This window comes from Streptomyces sp. NPDC031100 (assembly GCF_055570785.1).
In genome coordinates this window covers 1-23,415 of the sequence record NZ_JBVIGN010000014.1, presented here as the reverse complement: position 1 = coordinate 23,415, position 23,415 = coordinate 1, and the positions used below count along the sequence as shown (strand labels likewise).

Here is a 23,415-nt window from a genome sequence, read left to right as displayed (position 1 = left end):
CTGCGGGTGGGTCGTACGGCGGCACTGCTCACGTCACTCACGTCACGAAGAAGATCCCGGCGTCCGCGTCCGCAGGCGTGTACTCGGCGAGCCGCGCCCTGAGGCCGTCCTCCCGCTGGGGCCGGTACAGGTCGTGGAAGGCGCCGAGTTCGGCGCCGTCGTCCGCGCCGCGCCGGATCTCCTCGGCGCACCGGTCCGCCAACTGGCCGTACCAGGGCGTCCCGTAGCGCTCGGAGGCGAACAACGGCCGTACGCGCCCCGCCTGTTCGGGGCCGACCAGGTCGGGCTGGCAGCGGTGGCGGCGCGGGGTGCGCGAGCCGGGCGGCACGTAGCAGTACCGCAGGCAGCCGATGCCGCGCCGGGCCACGTGGAGCCTGCCGGTGAAGACCGAGTTCTCGGCGATCTCCACCGCGTGCGTGTGCACCTCGCCGATGACGGTGGTGCGGTGCAGGTGCAGGACGGCGTGGGCATGGCGGCAGTCGGGGGCGGAGAGGGCCTCGCGGTCGTCGCCGGTGGCGTCCAGGACGCTGTCGCGCAGATGGATGTCGAGGGGGTCCTCGCTGACTTCGTCGCCGATGACCTCGATGGTGCCGAGGATGCTGTGCTCGATCTGAAGGCAGACGGTGGTGCGTTCCAGGACGATGCTGGGCTCGTCGGGCGAGTGGGGTTCGCACTCGGGCTCCAGCGACCAGCCGGGCACGAGCGTGGAGTGCCGGACGACGACGGCGCCCATCGGACCGGTGACGTTGATGCCGCGGCCGGCGACGAGGAGTCCGTCGAGGACGATCCGCGGCTTCTCGTGCGGGGCGCAGTCGCCCGGCACCGCGCGGATGTTGAGGGCGTCGGGGCGGTTGCTGTACCAGTCCAGCAGGCGTATCACCGGCCGGGTGCCCTCGGCGGCGCGCAGTTCGAGACGGTCGCCGGGGTCGAGGTCGAAGTCCAGCTGCTCCTGGTAGGCGCCGCTGTGGGTGATCTCGATGATGCCGGTGCGCTCCGGGCTCCGCCCGTCCTGCCAGGCCCGGTAGGCGTCCATGATCCGCTGGTACGGCTGTCCGGGGCCGACCCGGTAGAAGTCGGCCTCGGGGCGGGGCGCACGGTCGGGGCGCTCGTACTCCCCGCCGCCCATGTCGGCGCCGAACGCGTAGTGATAGTCGACCCACACGCCCTGCCGGGGCGCGGAGCGGGAGCCGAACGCGATCCGGCCCAGCTCCGGGTCGACGGCGACCTGCCCGCGCTTCGGCCGGTAGCGCCAGTCGGACAGGTCGGCGACGACGATGTCGGCGGGCGGTACAGGCCGGTCCTCGCCGTCGCGCCGGATGACGAGGCTCTTGCCGGGGCCGTAGTAGTCGGCGAGCCGGTCGTGCAGCAGCCGGCGGGTGATGAACGCCGGCACGTTGTCGACGGCGGCGATGTGCGCGGGCGAGGGCTCCGGGACCGGCTTGGTGACCAGGGGGGTGTCGTTGCCCAGGATGGAGAAGGTGTACAGGTTGCGGGCGCGGTCGATGCAGTAGGCCGGGGACGAGGTCAGGGAGTACGGCTTCAGCCGCCACACGAAGAGGCCGACCCCAACCGGAGTCCAACCACCTTGTTTCCTCGTGGAGTTGGCGCGGCGTACGTCGACCGTCCTGGCCGTCTCCTGGAACGGACCGCCGGTGAGCGCGAGGGCGCTGCCGTCCCGCAGGTCGAGCAGGCGGCCGCGGTCCCCGCGCCGGCCGGTGCCGTACAGCTTGACCGGCTGGGTGTGGGCCACCTGCCGGGACAGCTCGACGGCGCGGGCGGGCCAGTCGGCGACCTGCTCGGCCAGCTCCTCCAGGAGGTGGAGGGTGCCCTTGCGGCGCCGGCCCGCGACCGTGGCCGCCACGTCCCGGCGCGGGGCGACGGCCTCGGCGAGCGCGTCCCGGCCGCCGCCGTGCAGGCCGGTGGTGAGGACCCGCTCGTAGCCCGGCAGGGTGCGGTAGCCGACCAGGTCGCCGAGGTACGGCAGCACCCAGGGTGCGGCGGTCTCCACGAACAGGTCCTCGTAGCCCTGCTGGACGCCGTCGCGGACCCGGTCCAGCTGTTCGGCGATCACCGCGAGCAGGGCCCGCAGCGGTTCGCCCTCCTCGGCGTCGCGCAGCCGGTGCCAGCGGGGCAGCAGCTCGGCGAGCCCGTCGGGCTCCCTCGGGCCCACCGCGGCCGGCGTCTCCAACTCGGCGTCCGGGGACATTACTTGACCTCCGTCAGGATCAGGGTGTCCGCGGCCTTCGGCGACAGCAGGGCGAGCTGGGCCGGCCGGATGCCGCGGAAGACGAACACCGTCCGGCCCTTCGCCAGGGGCCGGGTGTCGGTGATGTCGGGGTTGAGGCACAGGAGTTCGGCGAGCGGGATGCCGTAGCGGGCGCAGACGGACGACAGGGTCTCGCCGTTCGGGTCGCGGACCGTGTGGGTCTGTTCCTCGTACGACGCCGGGTGCGCGGGGACGGACGCCCTGGGCGTGCCGGGGCCCGCGAGCAGCGCGGTGAGCTGTTCCGGGGTGGCCGAGGCGGGTACACCGGTGAAGACGTCGACGTCCACGTAGTCGACGCCGGGCACGGTGTGCGCGGTGGCGAGAACCTCCGAGAGGCGGGCGGGCCGGGCCAACTCCCGTCCCTCGTAGCCGAGTCGGAGCAACAGCGCCTGGCGCAGCCTCGGTTCGACGATCTCCCAGGCGTGGTCCGGGGCGAGCTTCACCTTGGCGGCGATGAGCAGCAGGACGAGTTCGCGTACGTCCACGCGCACCGGCAGGTTCGGGTCGCCGTACTCGGTCAGTGCCCCGCGCAGGGGCCGGAGGTTGTCCTCGGCGAGCGGCACGTCGTCGGTGCCGGCGACGGTCACGTGCAGCACACGCCGCCGTCCGTCGAAGAGTTCGCGGGCCGCGGCCCGGCCGATTCCGGCGCGGGAGCGGGCGAAGTCCTCGTAGTCGGCCTCGGAGACCAGCCGGTCCAGGGCGGAGACGGCGAGCGGGATGGTACGGCGGGTGAGGCCGGGACCGTCCGCGTCCGCGCCGCCGGTCGCCGGGCGCGGGTTGGTGACCGCGGTGACGCCTAGGGGGCGGGTGAGGGGCTGGGTGATCCGGTCGGCGGGGACGTTGGCGGCCTTGCCGGTGCCGAAGCGGTAGCGGGCCCGGACGTTCTCGTGGCCGCTGGGCAGCCGGGCGCCGTGGATACCGTCGCCGAAGGTCACCGTCGTCCGGCCGTTGGAGGCGGTGCCGGTGATGTACACCCGCTCGGTCGGGCCGCGCCCGGCGAGGCTGTCGACCTCGTGCCAGAGCACGCCGTCCACGCGGATCTCCAGGACCGGTGTGGCGCCGAGGGGGTTGTCGGCGGCGAGCCAGGTCAGTGGGGACTGCCAGAGGGCGAAGGTCTGGTCGACTCGGTCGGAGTCACCGCTGCCGATCGCCTCCTCGCGGCTCTCGCCGTGGGTGGCCTCGACCACGTTGCCGAGGATGCGGACGCTCGCCCGGCGGTAACGGTGGACCAGGTCGGTGGTGAGCGTGAGCCGGGTGTGGACGTGGTCGCCCGGGAGCTGCGGGTCGACGGCCGGGTCGGCGGCGGCGATGGTGACCACCTCGGTGGCGGTGACGCCGGTCGCGCCCGGGACGTCGGTGCGCTCGCCGCTCACGATGAGGGTGCGGCCGGGGCGCAACCCGTCGTACAGCTCGGCGAGTTCGATCTCGTTGCCGTGCACGTCCTCGCCGAGCGGCTCGTCGGCCGGGCGCAGCCGCTCGCCCGCCGCGTGCACGGTGGTGTCGCGGATGTGCGAGAGCAGGACGTCGAACTCGTCCAGCCACGGGTCGGCGAGGGTGAGTTCGGTGCCGCGGCCGGTGATGCCGTAGTTGGAGTACGCCGCCGTACGGGCCGCCACGACCTGGGTGGTGACGAAGGCGAGCTTGGCGTCGCCGGGGACCCCCGTGCCCTTGGAGGGGCGCTGGATCACCACCCAGCTGCCGACCGTGATGCCGTCGTGGACGCTGTCCAGTTGCAGGACGCGGCGCTTGACCGGCTCCGGCTTGCCGGCGATGACGATCTCGACGTTGGGCTCGGTACTGCCCACCGTGTACGTGACGCTCACCTGGTACTCGCCGTGGGTGAACTGCTTGCTGCCGCCGGGCCGCAGGGGGATCTCCTCGGCCGTTCCGTTGTGGATGCCTACGTGCACCACGCCCTCGTCGTCCGGGCGGGACACGAACAGGGTGCGCTCGGGCAGGCCGGAGTGGAGGCGGGCGGTGACGCCCGGCTCTTCGGCGGTGGCCGGACGGCGGCTCAGCCAGCTCAGCTCACGGTCATGGGGGGCGCGCGTCGACAGGTCGACCTGGCCCGGGCCCAGGGTGAAGGCGACCGGCTGGGCGACGGGCAGGTTCTCGGCCCGCTGGTCGCTGCTGCTGCCCTCGACGTACTGGAACTCCGCCCGGACCGGAACCTTGCCGGCCGGGTCGTACACCACGCGCATGCTCGCCAGCACCGCGCCCGTCAGCGGCCAGTCGGCGGTGCGGATGACCCGGCCGCGCTCGTCCTGGACGGGCTTGAGCGGGGCGGTGGCGCCGAAGGGGGCCGCGGTGACGCGCATCGCGAGCAGCTCGCGCAGGAGCTGCGGGGTGTCCGGGGCGGCGGCCGTGCGCCAGGCCGGGTAGAGGCTGCCCAGGCCGGGGTTGAGGGCCGTCAGGAGGCGGGCGGTGTCGGTGCCCGGGCGGCGGGTGCGCGTCCCCTGCCGGGGGGCGGGGGCGGCGGTGCGCAGGGCGGGCAGGACTGCGCTCAGGGCCTGGAGGGCGGCCTGGCGGGGGTCGGGGAGGGCGGCCTGCTGGGCGGCGACGGTCTGGGTGGCCTGTGCGGCCTCCGCGGGCTGTGCGGGCTGTGCGGGCTGTGCAGGGGCCAGCTCCAGAGCCCGCTCGGCCAGCTCCGCGAGCACCGCCTCCAGCTGCTCGAACCACGCCGCCACGTCCACGTACGGCTCGGCCAGCACCTCGGCCTCGCGCAGTCGGGCGACGGGCTCGCCGAGGCGGGCCGCGAGGCTCTCCGGGGTCTTGATGCCGTCCAGGTCCGTGCGCAGCGGGGCGAGGACCTGGTCGTCGAAGTCCTCGATCAGGCGGCTGACCGGGCGCGGGTTGGGGACCTCCGGCGTCGGCGGCTCATCGCCCGGCTCGCCCGGGGCGGCCGGCTCCGCGGTCCAGCGCCGTACCTCGTCGACCAGCTCCTTCAGCGTGGGAGGGGCCGACTTGGGCAGCGAGATCGCGGTGATCTCGTCCTCGCGGTCGATCCGGACGCCCGCGACGGGAAGCACCTTCCGCTCGCCGCCCGCCTGTTCACCGAAGACGAAGAGGAGCCGGTCGCCGGTCTGGAGGGAGTTCGCCGTGCCCTCCACGAACAGTTCGGGGCGGCGGTCCAGGTCCTCGGGCGTCACGAGGGAGGGGCGGCGGCGCCGTACCTTCAGTTCGTTCCAGTCCCAGCGGGCGGTGAGGTCGCGCGCGGTCTCGAAGGTCAGCGACTGCTCGTCGGCGGCGGCGGGCACGTTGTGGCTGCGCGCCCCGCGCGGGATCAGCACCGGCAGGGCCTCTGCGCGCGCATCGCGTTCGAGGGCGTACGCCAGGTGCGTGCCGGCTGCCACTCCGGGGCGCGGCCGGTGTCCGACGAGCCGGCCGAGGAGCACCAGCGAGCGGTGCTCGTTGGCGGTGCGGATGTAGGCCTCGTCGGCGATCCGCTCGGAGTGGAAGGTGAGCAGGTCGCCGAGGACAGCGGTGGCGTCGAGCAGCCCGACGGCCGGGTCGTCGGGCGTGCGGACGGTCAGCCCGGCGAGCGCCGGATAGGCGGGCGAGGCGAGCCGGTCCAGGAGGGCTGCGAGGAAGGAGCCGTACTCGCCGACGCGGTAGTCGAGGGCGGTCCGGCCGGGCGGGTTGTGGAGCGGGGCGGGGGCGAGGCGCTCGTCGTGGCCGCCGCACGCACCGCCGCAGGAGCAGGCCTGGCTCATCGGGCGCCTCCCAGGAGTATCGCCAGTCGGCCCTGTTCGGGCCGGTCCGGATCGTTGTCGCAGGTGGCGATCTCCAGCGGGCCGAGCCGCAGCACGCCGTCCTCCCTCTCTCCTCGGTCCTGTTCGAACAGCCGCCGCAGCCGGGTGACCTCGACGCTCTCCACCCCGGGGACCGCTGCCGCGACGGCGACCAGGCGGCTGAGCCGGACGGGCTCGCCGAAGGTCAGCGCGTCGGGGTGGAAGAAGCCCTGGCGGCCGCTTCCCAGTACGCGGTACAGATCCGCCAGGATCTGGCCGTGCTGATGGCCGGGGGCGGCGCACACGCTGAGTGCGATGTCGAGGGGCACCAGGCGGGCCGGGCCGACGACGAGCTCGTGCCCGATGCGCCGGTAGGCCTCCAGGGCCTGCGCCGCCGAGGACAGCAGCTCCTTGGACGGAGTGCCGTTGCCGTACGCGTCGATCGCGACATGGGCCTCCTGGACGCTGCCGGTCCAGCGGATCGTGGCCGCGGCCCGCTGCACTCCCGGCAGGGCTGAGGCGAGCGCCGCGTAGTCCTCGGCGGTGACCGCGCGCAGCCGGGTGCGGCGCAGGTCGAGCGGGGCCAACTGCCGTACCTGCTCCAGAGGTTCGGGCTCGGTTCCGCCGGTGGCGGGCAGCGGGTTGCGGACCGTGGCGGCGGGTGCGCCGCTGCCCGCCTCGACGACGAGGTGGTTGATGGCCTCCGCGCCGACGTTGCCCGCGGCTCCGCCGCCCAGCCGGTAGCGCACCGCCAGCCGTGCTCCCGGCGTGGGCGCCGCGCCGTGTCGTCCGTCGCCGAAGCGCAGGGCGAGCCGCCCGTCGTCCTCCGGCTCACCGACGAAGTGCCGGTCACGGGAGGCGCTGTCGAGCAGGTCGCGGCGCGGCTCCCAGGTCTCGTCGCGGTCGTGGAGGCGTACGGCGGGCAGGGCGCGGCGCGGGTCCTGCGCGAGGGCGGCCGTCGCCGAACCGCGCAGCACCGGCTCCTCGGGATGGAGTCCGGCCGCGTACCCCGGGCCCCAACTGTGCGCGATCTCCCAGGCGATGTGCCCGTCGAGGACGGTGCTGGCGCGGGCCCGTGCGGTGAGGATCGCGATGCGGCGCAGCTTGGCGTCGAGCAACTCGTCGGAGCGGTGCAGGAGTTCGCGCAGGGCGCGGACCGGGTGGCGGCGCAGTTCCAGCCGTTCCAGCACCTTCAGGCCGTAGATCAGGGCGAGTTCGGTGATCTCCTCCTCGCCGAGGCCGTCGCGGTCGCGGGCGCTGCGCCACAGTTCCACGAGCCGCTGCCGGACCCGGCCCGGGATGGCGGCGATCCGCTCGGCCTGCCCCGCGGCGACCGTGCCCGGGTCGGGGAACGGCACGGCTTGGGTGACCGGTGCCCGGCCGAGGACGGGACGGAAGCGGGGCCGGATGCCCGGGTAGACGGACTGCGCGAGCAGCGTTCGCAGGGCGGCGGCCTGGGCGTACGCCGTGCCGGGCACGACGTGCTCGTGCCGCTGTCCGGCCCGCTCCAGGCCGAGTCCGGCCCGTACGGTGGCCCGCTCCCCGACGATCTCGAACAGCTCGCGGATGTCGTCCGGGGTCAGGGCCCGGCCGCTCTCCGTCTTGTCCGTGAGGGAGGTGACGAGCCGTGCGGGCGCGTTGCCCTCCGTGCGGTCGTGGCAGCCGAACTCGGGAGGGTCGCAGGGCGCCACGACGGCCGATACCGGCGGCACGGTGACGGTCTCGTGGAGTCCGGAGCGGCCGTGGTCGACGAGGACGGCGTTGCCGCGGGCGAGGGTGACGTCCTCGACGGGCAGGCAGTCGCGTCCGCCGCGTGTGGTCAGGCAGAACGGGTGGCGCAGGGCGTCCTCGGCGGCCCAGGTGACCTCCAGGACGGGCTGGTCCTCGATGCGGTCCAGGCCGGGGGTGACGGAGGTCAGGCGTACGGTCTGGCGGTGGGCGGGGTCGGCGTCGCCGGGGGTGCCGGTGCGCGGGCCCTTGACCTCCTCCAGGACCAGGACGTCGCCCGGCCTCAGGTCCAGCCGGCGTTCCCTGCAGGTCTCGGGGTCCGCCCATTCGTCGCGCAGGGTGGCCGTGGTGGCGCCCGCGGGCAGGGCACACACCTCGCCGCCCCAGGTCCACAGCCGGATCGCGTTGTGCGCGACGCGCAGCCGCAGCGGATCGGCGGCGACGACCGGTTCGAAGACCTCCACCGAGCCGCGCTCGTCCAGGTCGCCGAGGTCGTTCTCGTCGATGACGGTGCCGGGCTCGGGACGGTCGTGCGGGTCGAGGGTGCGGACGTCGACCGAGGCGAAGCGGAACGTGCCCGGGGCCAGGGTGTGGTCGGCTGCGGTCTCGACGGTCACATACGCGCGGGCGTTGCAGCCGTCGTGCATCGCGTAGTCGATGAGCCGGACGTGCCGGCGCACCGAGACCCGGCGGCGCGCGGTGTCCAGGTAGGCCTCGGTGGCGACCGCGTCCTGCTGGTAGCTGATCTGGTCGCCGGTGTACGCGAGCAGTTCCACGAGGGTGGTGCCCAGGTCGGCGGGGTTGCGCTCCACCCAGTCGGGGGTGGTCAGCGCGAGCCGGTCCAGCAGCAGCTTGCGGATGGTGTCGTAGTCGCGGGCCGTGTAGTCGACGACCGGGGCGGCCGGGAAAGCCGGGGGCTCCTCGGTCTCGTCCGTGCAGTCGAAGGGGGTGGGGCAGTCGGGCCGGAAGGCGAAGGTCGCGCTGTGGTAGCGCTGGTCGAAACCGCGGTACGGCTCGGTGCCCGGCCGGCCGTACGGGTCGGCCTCCACCAGCGAGAGCCGGTATCGGGAGGTGTCGCCGGCCCGGTCGAGGGTGACGTGGAGCCGGTCGTCCAGCTCCGGGTCCTCCTCGCGTTCGACGCTGACGTCGACGGCGGTGATGCCGGTGATGCGCCGGCCGCCGTCGATGCGGACGTTCTCGGGGCCGAGTCCGTGCGGGGCCTTGCCGAGGAAGGTGACGCTGAGCAGCAGCCCGTCGTCGCTCACCTCGACGGCGTCGACCCCGCCCAGCTGGGCGGCCCGTACCTTGGCCCGCCGGGTGGTTCCCGTGCTCATGCCGCCCTCCCCTCGAAGACGTCCTCGCGGACCGCTCCGGTGGCGCGGACGACGTAGGACAGCTGGACGCGCACCACGTCGTCGTCGCTCTCGATGTCGAGGGACACGACCTCGACCAGGTCGCCGAGCCAGCGCTGCAGCGCGGCCTGGACGGAGAGTTCGAGGGTGCTGACCAGTTCGGGGCTGCTCGGGGCGAAGACCAGGTCGAGCAGTCCGCAGCCGAAGTCGGGCCGCATCACGCGCTCGCCGGGGCTGGTGAACAGCAGTTGCTCGATCAGGTCGTGGACGTGCTCGGCGGGGCGGGCGTGCGCGGTGCGTCCCCGGCGGTCGGCGCGGAAGGGGAACGCGATGTCGGTGCGGGTGCGGTGACTCGTCGGCCTCATCGGACGGTGACCTTTCGCTGCGCGGCCTGGACGACGGGTGGTCCCTGCGGGACGAAGGCCGCGCTGAAGCACTGGGCGGCTGAGGTGTCGAGCAGCACATGCGCTCCGTCGGCCGTGACGCCGGTGTCCTCGGCCGTCCAGCGGACCGTGGCGCACGGCGAGGGCACGCCGTCGACGATGTGCGGGCAGCCGGTGACGACGTACGCGTGCGCGGCGGTGGCGACGGCGGCACCCGCGATCCGCAGGCCGCCGGAGGCAGTGGTGGCCGGCGCGACACGGCCGCCGTGCGGGCAGCCGATGACGGCGCTCGCGTCCAACAGACTTCCGGACAACTTCTTCCCCCGTTGTCTATCGCTTGGAGAGGACGGTCAACTGGCCCTCGTTGATGGTCACTTCGCGACCGCGCAGGACGACCTCGGCGCCGGCGCCGGTGGCGATGACCACGGCTTCCTTGGTGATACGGATGTAGGCGCCGCCCTGGGCCTGCAGGAGGATCCCCTGTTCGGCGCCGGCGGTGTCGTTGAGCACGATCTTGTGGGCCTGCGGGGTCTGCACGACGACCGGCTTGCTGGCCGCGTTCGCCTCGAGTTCGCGGCGCGCGTCGGGCGGCAGTTCGCCGGCGTCGCCGTACCAGCACCCGGTCCACACCGGGAAGCTGGGGTCCCCCTGCTCGAACTCCACCCACACGCCCGCGCCGGGCGCCGGCACCACGAACTGGCCCGACTGCGGCCCGGTGAACGGCAGGCAGGGCAGCGCCCAGGTGGACGGCTCGTCACCGAGGACGTCCGGGACCTCGGCCGTGATCCGGCCGAGGTGCAGCGGGTCGTTGTTGTCCACCACCCGGCCGCGGAACTTGCCGAGGTAGCGATTGCTGGGTGCCGCCATGGTTGGGGTGCTCCTGTTGGTGGGTCGAGGGTCTTACGGCCGGACGCGGTCGCTGCGCGCTTCCAGGCCCTCCCGGGAGAGGGTGAAGTTCTGCTGGAAGGAGCCCGGGCGCAGGTTGTGGGTGACGGACTTGACGAAGTAGTCGCCGTCGTAAGCCCGTCCGGCGCCGCGGACGCCGACGAGCCGGCGCGGCTGGAGGAGGTAGCCGTGCCGGTTGACGTCGAGCGAGCCGGAGCCCGAGACGACGTCGGCGGAGACCGCGGCCCGGGCGAGGAGTTCGGCCTCGGCCTGCTCGCGCTGCTGCTTGGCGGTGCCGGCGAGGGTCCTGCGCTTGAGGGCCGGGGTGGGCCGTCGGCCGAGCGGCGGGCGCAGGGGGCTGATGGGCGGCTGGGGCAGGAGGGTGGCCTGGCGTGTTCCCGGGTCCTGCCAGCGGGCCTGCGGCTCCTCGCGTGCCGTGCCGTCGTACGCGAACGTCAGCTGGTCCACGGTGGTGTTGGCGTCCATGTTGACGTTGAGGGCGTGCTGGCGCAGTCCGAGCCGGACCTCCGGTCCCCAACGGGCGGACGACTGGCCTGGGTTGGGACCGGGCTCCAGATAGAAGGTGTAGCCGTTGGCGCGGGCGAGGTCGGTGATGTACTGAAGATCCGTCCCCGTCTGGTAGTGCACGCGCAGGTCCTGGTGCGGGGGCTGGGACACCTTCTCCGTGTACACGTCCGGCCGGATGCCGTAGTCCGAGTAGCGGCGCAGGATGGCGAGGACGCGCTCGGACGGGGGCAGGTTGGGGTAGCGGGCGGTGCGCTCCTCCAGGTCCATGAGCAGGGTCAGGTCCTCGCCCGTGACGGTGAGGGTGGAGTGGCCCGGAATGTTGCTGGCGCCGACCTCCTGCCGGACGATCAGCCCGTCGAAGAGCACCTCGGGTGTGCCGCGGACGCTGACGGTGAGGATGACGCGCGTCTTCGGATCGAAGAACCCTTCGGGCAGCAGCCGCTGGTTGAGCAGTCCGTTCTTGGTGAGGTCGAAGGCGAACTGGAAGCCGCTGCGCTCCCCCGCGGTGGCGGTGATCTGGGCGGACAGCAGCGCTTCGGCGACCTCGACCGGGACCGGGCGGGCCAGCGTCGGCCCCATGAGGAGCTGGATGTGGACGGGGCCCTGCCCCACGGGCTGTTCAGACACGCCGCTCTCCACGCGGGAACCCGCCGATGACCGGGATGCCGATGACGCGCCCCGCCTCGTCCGTCAACTCCCGCGGATCGAGCACGGGATTGGCGTCGGCGATCCGCCACCACTGTCCCGGGTCGCCGAGGAAGCGCTGCCCGAGCAGATCGGGCCGCTCCCCGGCGCCGACGACGTGCGGCTCGGTCTCCTCGTCGAGCCGAGGCAGCAACCGCCGCTTGGTGTACCGCACTTCGGTCCCGTCTGCGCGCCGGTGCACGCCGATCTCGGCGTCGTGGTAGCGGCTGGTGCGCGGGTAAGGGTGCGCTCCGGGTATGGAGTCGAGTGCGCTCTCGTAAGGCTCGGTGCCGGCCATGTCCCTTTCCTCATCCCCTTCCGGTCACGAGTCCGACGCCGCCGAGGCCGAGGGCGCCCAGGCTGCCGCCGCGCGCCGCGGCCGCGAGCCGCTCCTTCTGTGCCAGGTGCGCCATGTACAGGTCGGCGCCGCGGTGCCCGGCGGGCAGGTCACTCACGGTCAGGATCTTCATCCCGATGCTCAGCGAGGCCCGGATCGGATTCAGGTTGACGTCGAAGGCGGACTCGCTGACGGAGAGTTCGGTGAGCCTGACGGGCATGACCCGCTTGCTGCCCCAGGTGAACAGCGTCAGCGGCATCTCGATCGGGCTGATCTCGATGCTCCCCTTCCGGGTCAGCTTGCTCGCGGCCCGCAGCTGCGCGGTGGTCGGCTGCACCAGCATCTCCAGGGTGGCGAGCTGCGGGTGGATCCCGTCGGGCGCCGCGATCTCCAGCTGGTCGGTCGCGTCGATCTCGGCGGTGAACTTCCAGGATTCCTGGGCGGGGCCCTTGAGCCGGAGGGCCTCATTGCGGTCTCCGCTGCCGGTTCCGCCCCCGCCCGCGTCGCCGCCGTCGCCGGCGGACTGCGGGGCGATGCTGCGCTCCAGGGTGTCCGGGTTGAACTGGAGGACGATGATGCGCTGGGGGGTGCCGGTGTCGGGGTTGACGACGACTATTCCGGAGCGGATGGGTTTGGGGATGTCGGCGTAGCGGGTCACAGGCGGGCCTCCAGGCGGCTCGTGAGCTCTGTGTAGCTCCAGGCGGGGAAGAGCTGGGGGAAGAGCTCCAGCATCACCGTCAGCTGGTTCTTGACGTCCTCGAAGTCCGGGTGACCCAGCGGGACCTCATCGGTGAAGAGGTACTGCCAGCCCAGCGTGCCTTTCGTGATGGCGAGCTGCTCCATGTATTCCGGATAGGTGAGGTCGAGCTTCACGTACTGCCGGGTCCATCCCTCGACGCTGGTCAACTCCATGTCGTAGTACCAGAGTTCCCATGGGTCGGCCTGGCGTCGGATGCGAACTGCCGCAAGCTGCCCGGTCGCGGCGAGTGGTGTGTCGTCGACGACCCGCAACTCGCTGAAGAACTCGCGCTCAGCGTCGGAGGAGCCCCTCCAGGCCAGATTCGGCGACGGCATGCGCACCGCGGTGAACAGGTCGGTCACACGGAATTCGCCACGGATTTCAGGAATTCCGGCAGCCGGATCGCAGTGCCAGCAGTTGGCGATCTCCGAGATGCGGGGGCTGAGCACACACAGGTCACGGCTGAACGTGATGCCCTCCCATTCGGGTAGATAGGAGAAGAGCACAGGCGCCTCCTCGAAGACCTGACCAAGCTCGCCGGTGACGGAGCGGTCCACGGTGACTACAGCGCAGTCGAGGAGCTCCTGCTGGGCCCGGAGCAGTTTTCTTTCGATATCGGTCGGAGTGCGCATGTGCCGCCTCAGAACTTGAGATGTCGGTCTTGATCTGCCACTGCCAGGGCAATGATTCCCGCCCTGAAGTCCAGCATTCGGTTCTTACGCCTTTCCGGCAGTTTGTCCAGGCGGTCGACAAGCTCCTGGGCGTTGCCCGGCGTGGTGGTCGTCGCCGATCCGTCTCCGTCGTGGTCGCGGACGTATCTGATGGCTTCCGCGAAGGCAGGGGAGACGTTCAGCATGCGCACCATGCGCCGGACGGAGTCGCGATTGACGTTGACGAGACTGTTCGCGGCCGGTGCGGGCGGCTGCTCCAGCGGCCCAGCCGTGTAGGTCAGCGGTCCACGGTTCCTCGGCTGCTTCTCTCTCCATTCCCCGGCGTCCCTGTCGTAGCGGTACGTGCCCCAGGTGGCGGTGATGGAACGGGGGAAGCCCTTGACCGTGCTCTGGTGCCAGGTCAGATCGATCTGGTACCAGACCATGCGCAGTTTGTCGTGGCGCGTGTCGTCGTTCCGCCGCACCTCCTTCTCCGGGTACTGCTCGATGCTCCACTTGAATTCCGGGTTGTTGACGGCGTTCCGGGCCGGTACCAGGTTGGATCCGAGGAAGGGCCCGCCCAGCTTCTCGGTCAGCAAGTGCATCCGGACCCAGCGGCTACTCCGATCCGTGTTGAGGTCGTACTTGTTGAGGTACCGGAAGCCGATGGGTTCCTGGAGCAGGCTCGAATTCGCTTTCTGCCCGTGACCCTGGGCGAAATTCTTGTTGAGGTACTGCGCCTTGAAGTTCTTGGCCAGCTCACCATTGACGAAATTCGGTGTGCGGGGCGCCGGCAGGCGGGGATCAGGCGGGTCCGTGAGGTAGTCGGTGTGCTCCACGTAGTCGTTCGTGTCGAGGTCCTCGGCCTTGGTGTAGCCGTTCGTCACCGGAGCCGTGGGGTTCAGCGTGGCCTCGATCTCGAACCCCGGGCGGCCGACCTTCGTCAAACGAGTGAGCCGGTACCAGCGCCGCACATTCTCGAGCAGTTGGCGATCTGCCTCCTGGTCCATCCCCTTGGCCAGCTTCTTGCGGATGAGGGGGCGGATGCGTGCGACGATCTCCGCGAGCCGCTTCTCCTTCCTCTCCTCCTCTTGCTTGCGCCGGTCCTTGTCCTCCTTGCTCTTGGGCCTGCCCGGCCCGGGCTTGTCCGGCCCCTTCCTGGGCCGGTGAGGACCATGCTCGTCGCGCTTGGGCTTACGTGGCTTTCCGTCCTTCTCGTGCTTCGGCTTCTTCGGATCCGCTCCCCTGTCGCCCTTCGGCCTCTTGGGGTCCTCCTCCTTGTCGCCCTTCGGCTTCTTCGGCCGGTCGGTGTCCTTGTCCGGCTTGGGCCGGGCCGGTTTGCCGTCGTCCTTGGTGTCCTTGGGCCGCTTCGGAGCGTCCTTGCCGTCGCCCCCGCTGTCCTTCGGCTTGTTCGCGGCGTCCTTGCCGTCGTCCTTCGACCCGGTCCGTTCGGGCTCCTTGCCGGCGGGGGGCTTCTGGTCGTCCTTGGGCCTGGTCGGGTTCTTCTCGTCCTTCGGCCTGCCCGGGGTTTCGTCCTTGTCGAGCTTCGGCTTCGGCCGGGGTTCCGGCTTCGGCTTCGCCGTCGGAGTGGGACGCGTGTCCGGCTTGGCGGCGGGCGTGTCGGCCGGGCGGGTGGTGCCGGGCTCGTTCGTCTTCGGTCGGGCGGGCGTTCGCGTGTCGCCGGTCGTGGGTTTCCGGCCGGCGTCCTCGGATTCCTTCGGCCTGCTCGGGGCCGCGCCCGTGTCCTTGGGCCGCGCAGCCGGCGCGGGCCTGGTCGCCGGCCGGTCCGCCGGAGCGTTCTCCGCGCGCCGGTCCCGGCGCGGGGCGCCCCCTTCCTCCGTGCCTCCGGCCGAAGGCCTGCCCTCGCCCCGGCCTTCCCTGCCGCCCCGGCCGAGCTTCGCCGCCACGCCCTTCAGGCGCCGGCCGACCTTCGCGACGTACTTGCCGATGCCGTCCAGCAGGGCCTGGTAGGCCAGTTCCAGGAGGGCGACGATGCCTGCCGCGACCGCCTTGGCGAACAGGATGCCGGCGCCTCCCTGGCGGACCGCCCTCAGCCAGGCGAGGACCGCTCCCATGGCGCGCAGGATCTCGCCGAGGGCGCCGATCGCCGTGCGGATCGCGTCGATGACGGCCGTCACCCAGCCCGCGCCGGGGATCAGCTTCGCGATCACCTTGGTGATCACGATCTCGCCGATGATGAACGGGAGCTGGGGCACCACGGCGTCCCAGGTCTCCTTCACGATCCGCTCGAGCGAGAAGCCACCCTTGATCAGCTTGTCGATGATGGCCTTGGGTACGCCGATGATCTCCTCGATCTTCGTCTGGAACCACTGTTTGACGGCGGCCTGGACCTCGCGGAACAGGTGGTGCTTCGCGCCGTCCACCGCGGAGTTCTTCGCACCGCTCAACCAGCCGCCGGGATCGTCCAGGAAGTCGATCGCGATCATCATGAACTCGCCGAATGCACCAAGGAGTTTGGAGGCGTAGTCGAGGACGGTCTTGATCGCGTCGATCACGGACTTGATGACGTCCATGAGCATCTTCTTGAGGATGTTCAGGATGTCGCTGAGCATCTTGGCGAGGGCGTTGAGCAGGTCCGTGACGATCTGCTTCAGCTGTGCCGCGAGCCTGGTGACGAACGCGATCGCCGCCGCGATCAGGTTGGTGATGAACTTCCGGATGCGGGCGGCCAGTTCGATGACGGCCCGGACCATCGCCTTGGCGAACTCGATCAGGTCGTTGATCAGGTTCTTGATCGTGTCGACGACGAACTTCCGGGCCTCGTTGATCCAGCGTTCGACGGTCTCCTTGAAGTTCTTGATGAAGCCGACGACCGCGTCACGCGCGTCCCGGATGATCCGGACGATCGCGTTCTTGATCTCGATGACCTTCTCTTTGATCCAGTCGAAGGCCTTGGTGAGCCAGTTGCCCGAGTCCTTGGCCGCGCCGTCCGCCTTGTTCTTCGCGTCGCTCTCGGCCTTGTCGCCCTCGTCCTTGATCTTCTCGTCGCTGTCGGTCTTGTGCTTCGAGACGTCGTCGTCGGTCTTCTTCTCGCGGTCCTCGACGTCCTTGCGGAGCTTCTCCGACCGCTCGGTCTTCTTGCTGCCGAGCTTCTGAAGCTCCTGGTCCTGTTCCTGGCGCCAGTCGGCGCGCTGTGCCGTGACCTCGTCCAGGGCCTTGGTCCGCTTGCCCGCCTGGTCCTGCGTGTTCTTGCCGATCTCGCCGTCGACCTGCTGCTTGTGCTTCTGCTGAGAGTCGCGGAAGTCCTTGTCCTTGGTCTGACGGCTGTCGGACATACCCTTCTGGCCCTGGCTGAACGCCGCCTGGAACTCGGGCCCGCGGTCGTGCTCGGCCACCGCGGACGCCGCGTCCGGGGGTACGGCGCCCGTGGACGCCTTGCCGGGCGCGGCGGCCTTGGCGCCCTCCGCGCCGGGCACCTTGCCCTTCAGCTGCTCCTGGGGGGCGTCGGGGTACACCTGGTCCTCGCCCATCGACCGGCCGGAGTCGTCCCGTGCCGTGTCGACCGCCTCCTGGCCCTTCGCGTCGACGGCGGAACCCTGTTCGTCGGCCGTCCGGTCGGCGTCACCCTTCATCTGCACGCCGGGCGCGTTGCCCGCCTGGGCCTGTTTGAGGGCTTCGTCCTTGGTGGGCAGCCCGGCGAACTTGGCCGCCAGCTCCTGCTTGTCGACCTTGAAGCCGAGCTTCTCGGCGAGCCAGCCGATGCCGAAGCCGAGCGCCATCTTGAAGGTCTGCCAGCCGCTCGGCTCCTCCGCCTTTTCCGCCTCGATCTGCCCCTCGGGCTGCTTGGCCCCGGTGACCTCGGCGTTCTTCTGCTCGGGCGCCTCCGACTTCTGAGCCGGGTCCTGCGAGTACCGGGCGGGCGCGTCGGTCTTCGGCTTGCCCTCCAAGGTCTGCGGCGCACCTGCGGGACGCTGCATCGAGGGCGGTGCGGCGGCGAGTTGCCGGTGCTCGTCGCCGACACTGCGGTCGACCGAGCCGCTCACCCCGCCCATCGCCTCGAGTGCCTGGTGGGGCTTCAGCCCGGCGGCCGTGCTCAGGCCCGCCTCGGGCGAGACCTGCGAGAGGTTCGGGGCCTTCCCCGAGTCCTTCTTCCCCTTGCCCTTGCCGGCCGGCTTGCTGGCGACGCCGCCGCCCGCGGCGCCGGATGCGGCTGCCGGTGCCGTCTTCGGGACCGCGGTCCTGGGTGCCCGTTCCGCCTGCGGCGCGGGCTCGGCGTCGGCTGCCTTCGGGGAGGGCCCGGCATCGGCTGCCTTCGGCGCGGCCGCGGGCTCCGTCGCGTGGGCGGGCGCCTGAACCGTCGCCGGCTGCGGAGCCGGGCTCTCCTCGCTCGCGGAGCGCTCGGCGGCGCGGTCGGCCTCGGGCGCCGCCCCGCTCTGCGAGCTGCTGGTGGGGCCGCCGGGCCGGTCCGCGTTGGAGCCGCCGGTGACGTGGGAGTCACGGGCGGCCGAGGCCGCCGGCTCACTTCCGCCCGCCGGGGCCGAGGCGGCCTGCTGCTCGCCCTTCGGCGCCGCCCCCTTGCCCTCGGCCTCCGGCGCCGCGGCCGTACCGCCCGCCGCCTGCGGGGAGTTCTTCTCCTGACCCGCCGCGGCTCCGTCCCCCGCAGCCGGAGTTCCCTTCTCCTGCTTGGCCGCGTTCTCCTTGGCGGCCCCGCTCTCCTCGGACCGTCCGCCGTCCTGTGCGCCCGGCGCCTGCTGCACCGTGGTCTGGGCCGTGACGGGACCGGCCTTCGGATCGTCACCGCTCCTCGGGTTCTTCGCGGGGGCCCCGGGCCCCGGCAGACTCGCGACCGTGCGGTCCGCGTCGAGGTCGGCGAGCAGGGTGTCACCCGGCCCGCCCTCCGTCTCGGGCGACGGCGCGGGTTCGGCATCCGGTTCGGCGACGGCGTCCTCATCGGGCTCCGCTTCCGCTTCGGCCGCCGCATCCTCGGCGTCCTCGGCGTCACGCTCCGCCTGCACCCGGTCGGCCTTGGTCTGCGGCGGTGCGGGGAAGTCGGGAACCGTGGTGGTCCCGCGCTGGTCCGCCGTAGGCACACCGGACACGTCGGGATCCTGATCGGGCAGGAAATCCTCGGGCTGGAGCCTGGTGTCCCAGGCGCTCTGCTCCGCGCCCCCGACCTCCACTTCCGAGGTGCTGTCGGGCAGGTCGGCTTCCTCGTCGGCCGACTCCTCCAGGCCGTCGAGATCCTGACTGCGTACGCCGTCCAGCTTGCTCGACGGAGCGGGCAGCGCGGTGTCCCGGCCCACCGCGGGCGAGGCGGTCGGCTGGTCGGAGCCGCGCCTGTCCTCCTTGCGTACCTGCCGGCCGGCCACGAACTGCTGAGCGGCACCGGGGCGGTTACGGGCCGCTGACTCCTCCGCGCCGGCCGCCGGAACGCCCTGCTGGTCGGCTTTCTCCTCGGCGCCCTCCTCCTTCTGGCCCTTCTGGTCCTTGCCGCCGTGGTCGGCTCCCTGGGCGTGAGTCTTCTCGCCGGCTTGCGCGCCCTGCCCGGCGGACCCACCTGCCGACGCGGTGGTGGCCGCCGTCCGCCCCTGCGCGATTCCGGAAGAGGGCCCGGATGCGGAGGACGGCCCGGCACCGGAGGGCTGCCGGGTTCCGCCCGCACGCGGCTCGGCGCCCGCCTGCCGTCGCTGCTCCTCACGGGTGCCGCCGTTCGGCGGGGTGCTGCCGGACGCGCCGTCGTGGTCGGCCCGGTCCTTCTCCGGACCGGGTGCGGGCTCCGGCTTGTCCTGCCGGGCCCGCTCCTCCGCGTCGCTGCGCCGGGTGCTCTCCCGCTCGGCCTGTATCTCCTCGGCCGCGTCGGGCTCGATCTCGGGCGCGTCGTGGGACTCGCGCTCCAGTCCGTCGTCGGCGTAGTCGTCGTACGCGTCGATCTCGTCGACGAGGTCCAGGACCCGGTCGTGCTCGGAGCCGAGCAGCCGGTTCTCCAGGCGGTCGAGGACGCCGTCGAGCAACTCCGCCGGCAGCCCGGCCAGTTGCTTGCGGGTGCGCTTGGACAGATCCTCCGGGTCGCCGCGCAGCGAGCGTACGACCGAGTTGGCGAGCCGGTCGACGAGGGTCGCCGGATCCATCGCCTCCGCACGGCTGCGGTCCGCGTCCACGGTGGCGTACCGCAGCCAGCCCGGGGTGGCCTGCCCCTCCGCCACCTCGGGCGCGGACTCGGCCCGCTCGGGCCGTACGAGCTCCTGGGCCGCCGATTCGGCCTCCCGCTCGATCGCATGCTGCGGCAGGCTCACCGCCCCCGGCTCACGCCCGGCCCGCAGGGCGCCCAGGCCGTGCGGGTTCTGCACGGTGTGCAGCAGCTCATGGGCGAGGAGGCGGCGGCCCTCGTCCGTGCCGGGCTTGAAGGCGCCCTCGCGGAAGAGGATGTCCTGGCCGACGGCTACGGCGTCCGCGCCGAGCAGCTGGGTGAGCTGGGCGGCGTCGCGGCCGGTGTGCAGGCGTACCCGGCTCAGGTCGTGCCCGAGCTGCTCCTCCAACTCCCGGCGTACACCGGGGTCGAGTGGCTGGCCGGCGCCGCTGACGATGTTCTTCGGCTCGGGGACACGCGACGCGGCGGCCCGCTCCTTGCGCTTGCGCCGACGCTGCTCGGCGCTCTGCTCGGAGTTCGCCTGCCGGGACCGGGAGTTCACGCTGTCACCTCCCCGTGGCCGCTGAGCCCCTCGTGTACCGCGCGGGCCAGCTCCTGGCCGAGCCGACGCGCGGACAGCCCGGCGGGCAGGGGCGCGAGGCCGCTCAGCGCGTCGAGGGTCAGGGTGCCGTGTGCGGCCAGGGGTACGCCGTGCAGCCGTACCAGCCGGGTCAGTTCGCGTTCGAACGCGGCCGAGACGCGGGCCGGGTCGGCCCGGAAGCCGTCGAGCACGAGTTCGCCGATCTCCACGCGGATCGCCGCGGGCCGTCCGCTCACACCCATCCGCGGACCTCCGTCGGGGTCAGGGAGCGCTCCAGCTTGAGGTACTCGGTGCGGGCGGCCGCGAGCATGTGCCGCATCTGCAGCCGGTCGCCCTCCTCGGCGGCGAGGAACGCCCCGGACAGGGCGATGTTGCGGATCGAGCCGCCGGCGACGGTGAGCCGGGCGAGGAGGGCGGGGTCGATGTCCTTGAGGGGCGCCTGCGGCGGCAGCACCCGGCGCCAGATCTCGGCGCGTTCGTGCTCGGCAGGGAAGGGGAAGTCGACGACGAAGCGGATGCGGCGCAGGAACGCCGTGTCGAGGGCCTGCTTCATGTTGGTGGTGAGGATGGCGAGGCCCCGGTAGGCCTCCATCCGCATGAGCAGGTAGCTGACCTCGAGGTTGGCGTACCGGTCGTGGCTGTCCTTGACCTCGCTGCGCTTGCCGAAGAGGGCGTCGGCCTCGTCGAACAGCAGCAGCGCGCCACCGCGTTCGGCGGCGTCGAAGACCCGGCGGAGGTTCTTCTCGGTCTCGCCGATGTACTTGCTGACCACCTGGGAGAGGTCCACGACGAACAGGTCGAGGCCCAGCTCCTTCGCCATGACCTCGGCGGCCAGCGTCTTGCCGGTGCCGGAGCCGCCCGCGAACAGGGCGGTGACGCCGAGGCCGCGGCGCAGGGTCGCGGCGAAGCCCCAGTCGTGGTGGACGGTCGGCCGCTGCCGCACGTGCGCGACGATCTCCCGCAGCACGGCCGTCTGCCGCTCGTGCAGCACGAGGTCGTCCCAGCCGGCCCGTGGCTCGATACGCCGGCCGAGTTCGTCCATGCCGATCCGGGCCTCCTCCAGCCCGGCCCGCCAGGCGAGTTCGGCGGCGTCCGTCTCGTCCTCGTGAGGCAGGCGCCGGCGTACGGCAGCCGCGACGGACCGCACGACGTGCGGCGGGAGCTGGAACTGCGCGACCAGCGAGCCGAGTTCCCCGTCGCCGAGGTCGGCGATCTCTTCGAACGCGTCGGCCCAGAGCGCGAGTTGCTCGTCGTCGTCCATGCGGGGCACGGCCACGCGCAGGCCGTGCGGGCGCTCCGTGCGCAACGGGTCCTCACTGGACACGACGAGGGGTACGGCGGCCCCGGCCAGGAACGCCTCGGTCGCCGCCCGCTGGTCGCGGTCCAGGTCGCCGGCCTCGACCAGCAGCGCGGCGGGCAGCAGGATCGCCTCGCGCTGCCACAGCCGGGCCAGCCGGTCGCGTTCGACGGGGTCGGTCGGCACGTCCTCGGCGCTCATGGCGTACAGCCCGAGTCCGCAGCGGGCGGCCGCCGCGGTGGCGATGTCGGCCCGGCTGCGCAGGTCGCCGCCGGTCACCTCGACCAGCAGCGGCGCGTCGGAGCTGCGGCCGTCCTCCGTCCAGCCCTCAGCGAGGCGGCTCGCGGCCAGGTCGTACGACGGCGGCAGCGTGTGCGGCGCCGGGGCGGGGCGCAGCCGGCCGTGCAGCCGGGCGTCCAGGTAGGGCGAGCCGAGCAGGAAGTGCAGGATCCGTTCGTCCAGCCGGAGCCGGGAGACGGTCAGCCGTGTCTCGTCCTCCAGCTCCACGATCCGCCAGCGCCTGAGCGGCGCCACGGGGGTGAGCGCGCTCCAGTGCGGCCCGTCCAGCGCGGCCAGCGCGAGCGAGAAGGTGGGGTACGCCCGCTGCGGGTCGCCGGAGGCCGCCGCGCACCGGGCGGCGGTCGTGGGGTCGAGTTCGTCGGCGGCGGTGAGCAGGACGAGGTCGCGTTCGAAGGGGGTGAGGCCGAAGCAGGCGACGAGCGCGTCGACGGGGGCGGTGGCCTCGGGTACGGGTACGACGGCGGTGTCGGTGTCTGCGGACTGCTGCCCGGTGGCGCCCTCCGTGTGCCCGGTGGCGCGTGCCGCGTGGGCGTCGACGCGGGCCAGGACGCGCCGGATCCCGGAGGTCAGCGCCGTCCCGCCGTCGCCCGCGTCCGTAGCGCCCTGCTCGTGCATGCCCATGTGTTCACCTGCCCCCGTCGAGTCGCCCATCCGGTTCAGTTCTCCGTGTCCTCGCCACCGCTGCGGCCGCCGTCCGTCCTCCGGGCTGCGGGCTGCGTGGACTTGGCCGCCCGGGACGTGCTCTTGCGGGTGCGCGCCGGAGCCTTGGCCGGGGTCTTGGCGACGGCCTTGGCTGCCTTCTTCTCGGCAGGCTGAGCCTCGGTCTCCCTGCCGGATCGCCACTCTGACGGCCCCTCAGGCTGCTGGTCGGCCCCCGGAGGGACCGGCGCCCCCGGCGCCCCGAACGGCAGCACCCGCACCTCGGGCCGTTCGACCGGCTTGGCCGGTACCGGCGTCTCGAGGCCGTCGATGAAGACGAGGGAGGCCTGGTAGACCACGGACAGTGCGTACGGGGTCTGGTAGAGCATCCCCCACAGCTTGGATGTCTCGTCGACGTCCATCACGGTCGGCGTGAACCGTACCCGCTGGGCCGCCTCGGCGAGGTTGCTGCCCGCCAAGTAGGGCTTCTCACCGGCGAGTTCGATGACGTCCTTGGGAAGGATCGGTATCTCGTGCAGGGTGCGCACGACCGAGCCGATGAGCCGCTGGCCGACCAGTTCGGTCTCGTCGCCGTACGCGGTGATCAGATACTGCAGGTCGAGTGCGGCGGCGGCCCGGCGCACCAGCTTGCCGTCGGGCGCGCGCGTCGGCAGGTCGTTGTTGCGCTGCGAGGCGTTGGGCGTGACCTGATACAGGAAGACGGAGATGGTGGGGTCCGTCGGCGGCTCGGTGGGCGGCTTGCGCGGCTCCACCTTGACGGCCATGTCGATCTCCGGCTGCAGATGGGACTCGATCAGCAGGGCGAGGGCCTGGCTGACATGGGCGAGGGCAAGTGCGTTGCTCATGGCGTCAGTTCCTCGGTTCCTCTCGTGTTGCCTCTCCCGCCGCGCTCACTGCCCGCGCGGTTCACTCGCGCCCCCGGGCCAGGTACTCGGCCAGGCTGAGGGCCGTACCCGGTCGCGAGGCGGGCCGCGCGGGCTGCCGTGTCCCGTTCCGCGACGGCGACTGGCCGGCCGTCACCTCGAGCCGGCCGATCTGCACCTGGACCACCTGCTCTGGCGCCCGCCCGGGCCGGCGTGCGGCGGCCTGACGGGCGGCCTGGCGGGGCGGGGGGGGGGGGGGGGGGGGGGGGGGGGGGGGGGGGGGGGGGGGGGGGGGAGGGGGGGGGGGGGGGGGGGGGGGGGGA

General features: G+C 72.5%; 14 protein-coding genes. All 14 read right to left on the bottom strand.

What is annotated here, in order from left to right:
- Positions 1-37: 37 nt before the first annotated feature.
- The 14 genes from ACZ5DS_RS32995 to ACZ5DS_RS32930 are packed head-to-tail and all read right to left on the bottom strand — an operon-like array spanning position 38 to position 23,074.
- Positions 38-2,206 (bottom strand): hypothetical protein, encoded by a 2,169-nt coding sequence (locus ACZ5DS_RS32995; protein ID WP_468245885.1) that lies wholly within the window; start codon positions 2,204-2,206, stop codon positions 38-40.
- The gene (locus tag ACZ5DS_RS32990) at positions 2,206-5,979 is read right to left on the bottom strand and encodes a putative baseplate assembly protein (protein WP_468245883.1); all 3,774 of its coding nucleotides are present in this window, start codon (positions 5,977-5,979) and stop codon (positions 2,206-2,208) included. Before ACZ5DS_RS32990 ends, ACZ5DS_RS32995 begins: the two co-directional genes overlap by 1 nt.
- Entirely contained in the window at positions 5,976-9,059 is a 3,084-nt protein-coding gene (locus ACZ5DS_RS32985) for a putative baseplate assembly protein (protein WP_468245882.1), read from the bottom strand. The genes ACZ5DS_RS32990 and ACZ5DS_RS32985 overlap by 4 nt, the downstream gene beginning before the upstream one ends.
- The gene (locus ACZ5DS_RS32980) at positions 9,056-9,442 is read right to left on the bottom strand and encodes a GPW/gp25 family protein (RefSeq protein WP_468245879.1); all 387 of its coding nucleotides are present in this window, start codon (positions 9,440-9,442) and stop codon (positions 9,056-9,058) included. The genes ACZ5DS_RS32985 and ACZ5DS_RS32980 overlap by 4 nt, the downstream gene beginning before the upstream one ends.
- Positions 9,439-9,774: a hypothetical protein gene (locus tag ACZ5DS_RS32975; RefSeq protein WP_468245877.1), complete on the bottom strand. Its 336-nt coding sequence runs from the start codon at positions 9,772-9,774 to the stop codon at positions 9,439-9,441. Before ACZ5DS_RS32975 ends, ACZ5DS_RS32980 begins: the two co-directional genes overlap by 4 nt.
- A 16-nt stretch (positions 9,775-9,790) precedes the next feature.
- A complete protein-coding gene (locus tag ACZ5DS_RS32970; RefSeq protein WP_468245875.1) occupies positions 9,791-10,327 on the bottom strand; it encodes a phage baseplate assembly protein V in 537 nt (178 codons plus the stop codon).
- A 33-nt stretch (positions 10,328-10,360) separates the two neighbouring features.
- A complete protein-coding gene (locus ACZ5DS_RS32965; protein WP_468245872.1) occupies positions 10,361-11,500 on the bottom strand; it encodes a hypothetical protein in 1,140 nt (379 codons plus the stop codon).
- Entirely contained in the window at positions 11,493-11,855 is a 363-nt protein-coding gene (locus ACZ5DS_RS32960) for a hypothetical protein (RefSeq protein ID WP_468245871.1), read from the bottom strand. The genes ACZ5DS_RS32965 and ACZ5DS_RS32960 overlap by 8 nt, the downstream gene beginning before the upstream one ends.
- 10 nt (positions 11,856-11,865) lie before the next feature.
- Positions 11,866-12,552: a hypothetical protein gene (locus tag ACZ5DS_RS32955; RefSeq protein ID WP_468245869.1), complete on the bottom strand. Its 687-nt coding sequence runs from the start codon at positions 12,550-12,552 to the stop codon at positions 11,866-11,868.
- Positions 12,549-13,265, bottom strand: coding sequence for a hypothetical protein (locus tag ACZ5DS_RS32950; RefSeq protein WP_468245867.1), 717 nt, complete (start codon positions 13,263-13,265; stop codon positions 12,549-12,551). Before ACZ5DS_RS32950 ends, ACZ5DS_RS32955 begins: the two co-directional genes overlap by 4 nt.
- Before the next feature lie 8 nt (positions 13,266-13,273).
- On the bottom strand, positions 13,274-19,933 hold the full coding sequence (locus ACZ5DS_RS32945) for an eCIS core domain-containing protein (RefSeq protein WP_468245866.1): 6,660 nt from the start codon (positions 19,931-19,933) through the stop codon (positions 13,274-13,276).
- Complete coding sequence (locus tag ACZ5DS_RS32940) at positions 19,930-20,214, bottom strand: hypothetical protein (protein ID WP_468245864.1); 285 nt, start codon at positions 20,212-20,214, stop codon at positions 19,930-19,932. Before ACZ5DS_RS32940 ends, ACZ5DS_RS32945 begins: the two co-directional genes overlap by 4 nt.
- Complete coding sequence (locus tag ACZ5DS_RS32935) at positions 20,205-22,190, bottom strand: ATP-binding protein (RefSeq protein WP_468245862.1); 1,986 nt, start codon at positions 22,188-22,190, stop codon at positions 20,205-20,207. The genes ACZ5DS_RS32940 and ACZ5DS_RS32935 overlap by 10 nt, the downstream gene beginning before the upstream one ends.
- A 35-nt stretch (positions 22,191-22,225) precedes the next feature.
- On the bottom strand, positions 22,226-23,074 hold the full coding sequence (locus ACZ5DS_RS32930; protein ID WP_468245860.1) for a Pvc16 family protein: 849 nt from the start codon (positions 23,072-23,074) through the stop codon (positions 22,226-22,228).
- Positions 23,075-23,415 lie beyond the last annotated feature (341 nt).

Bases quoted from the DNA above. Each gene is read 5' to 3' on its own strand.
- ACZ5DS_RS32995 (WP_468245885.1), bottom strand. From the start codon at position 2,206: ATGTCCCCGGACGCCGAGTTGGAGACGCCGGCCGCGGTGGGCCCGAGG.
- ACZ5DS_RS32990 (WP_468245883.1), bottom strand. From the start codon at position 5,979: ATGAGCCAGGCCTGCTCCTGCGGCGGTGCGTGCGGCGGCCACGACGAG.
- ACZ5DS_RS32985 (WP_468245882.1), bottom strand. From the start codon at position 9,059: ATGAGCACGGGAACCACCCGGCGGGCCAAGGTACGGGCCGCCCAGCTG.
- ACZ5DS_RS32980 (WP_468245879.1), bottom strand. From the start codon at position 9,442: ATGAGGCCGACGAGTCACCGCACCCGCACCGACATCGCGTTCCCCTTC.
- ACZ5DS_RS32970 (WP_468245875.1), bottom strand. From the start codon at position 10,327: ATGGCGGCACCCAGCAATCGCTACCTCGGCAAGTTCCGCGGCCGGGTG.
- ACZ5DS_RS32960 (WP_468245871.1), bottom strand. From the start codon at position 11,855: ATGGCCGGCACCGAGCCTTACGAGAGCGCACTCGACTCCATACCCGGA.
- ACZ5DS_RS32950 (WP_468245867.1), bottom strand. From the start codon at position 13,265: ATGCGCACTCCGACCGATATCGAAAGAAAACTGCTCCGGGCCCAGCAG.
- ACZ5DS_RS32940 (WP_468245864.1), bottom strand. From the start codon at position 20,214: ATGGGTGTGAGCGGACGGCCCGCGGCGATCCGCGTGGAGATCGGCGAA.
- ACZ5DS_RS32935 (WP_468245862.1), bottom strand. From the start codon at position 22,190: ATGGGCATGCACGAGCAGGGCGCTACGGACGCGGGCGACGGCGGGACG.
- ACZ5DS_RS32930 (WP_468245860.1), bottom strand. From the start codon at position 23,074: ATGAGCAACGCACTTGCCCTCGCCCATGTCAGCCAGGCCCTCGCCCTG.